The organism is Arthrobacter arabinosi, from assembly GCF_054511115.1.
This window is the reverse complement of sequence record NZ_JBTNDF010000033.1, coordinates 1-1,254: the sequence shown is the minus strand read 5'-3', so window position 1 is coordinate 1,254 and position 1,254 is coordinate 1. Positions and strand designations below refer to the sequence as shown.

Here is a 1,254-nt window from a genome sequence, read left to right as displayed (position 1 = left end):
GGGACTGCCCCGGCTTTGCTTGACTCCTGACTTGTGAGGATTTAGTCCTCGCAGCAAGGATGTTCACATGCCTAAGCCGTTCCCCGCTGAGTTCCGCCGAGACGTGGTCGCCGTCGCGCGGAAGCATGAAGCTCCGATCTCGCAGATCGCCAAGGACTTCGGGATCTCCGAAGCAACCCTGCACAACTGGCTGAAGAAAGCCGACGTCGAGGACGGCGTCCGTCCCGGCGTTACTGAGAAGGAAGCGGCAGAGCTGCGGGACGCCCGGAAACGGATTCGGTTGCTCGAGCAGGAAAACGAGATCCTCCGCCGGGCAGCGGCGTTCTTCGCCCGGGAACTGCCCCCAAAATGAAGTTCCCGCTGGTCCTTGACCTTGCCGCGGACGGTGTCCCCGTCGCGGTGGCCTGCCGGGTGTTGGGGTTCTCCAAGCAGGCCTTCTACGCGTGGAAGGCCGCGCCGGTCACGGACCGTGACTGGTCTGATGCGCACTTGATCAACGCGGCGATCAATGTGCATCGGGACGATCCGGCATTCGGGTATCGGTTCATCGCCGACGAGCTCGGGGACCAGGGTTTCAGCGCCGGAGAGAACCGGGTGGCGAGGTTATGTAGTAGCCAGCAGATCTGGTCCGTGTTCGCGAAGAAACGCGGCCTGACCCGCAAGGCCGGTTCGCCCGTGCACGATGACCACGTCCAACGGGAATTTGTCGCGGCGGGGCCGGACCAGTTGTGGCTCACGGATATCACTGAGCATCGGACCGACGAGGGCAAGCTCTATCTGTGCGCGATCAAGGACGTCTACTCCAATCGGATTGTGGGCTATTCCATTGATACCCGGATGAAAGCGTCCCTGGCCGTTTCAGCCCTCCACAACGCCATCGCGCTCCGGGATCCAGTGGGCACCGTGGTCCATAGCGATCGTGGATCCCAGTTTCGATCCAACGCTTTTGTGCGCACGTTGAAGGGCAACGGGCTGAAGGGATCGATGGGGCGGGTCGGTGCGTGCGCCGACAACGCGGCCATGGAGTCCTTCTTCTCGCTCCTGCAGAAGAACGTGCTCGATAGCCAGCGATGGTCCACGCGGGCTGACCTGCGCCTGGCCATCGTGACCTGGATCGAGAAGACCTACCACCGGAAACGCCGCCAACGGCGCCTCGGGAGGCTAACGCCGATCGAGTTTGAGATACTCAATAACGGCCTCAAAGCCGCCTGACAACACTAAACCCCGAGAGTCAACGAAATCCGGGGCAGTCCC

General features: G+C 62.1%; 1 protein-coding gene. It reads left to right on the top strand.

All coding sequences use genetic code 11. The annotated features are described in order from the left end of the window. The first annotated feature begins 67 nt into the window (after positions 1–67). Positions 68–1,212 (top strand): IS3 family transposase gene (locus ACX80P_RS16955; RefSeq protein ID WP_459279267.1). Its coding sequence is split into 2 segments (ribosomal slippage): positions 68–341 and positions 341–1,212, totalling 1,146 coding nucleotides; the frame shifts between segments, so codons are not numbered across the junction. Positions 1,213–1,254: the final 42 nt, after the last annotated feature.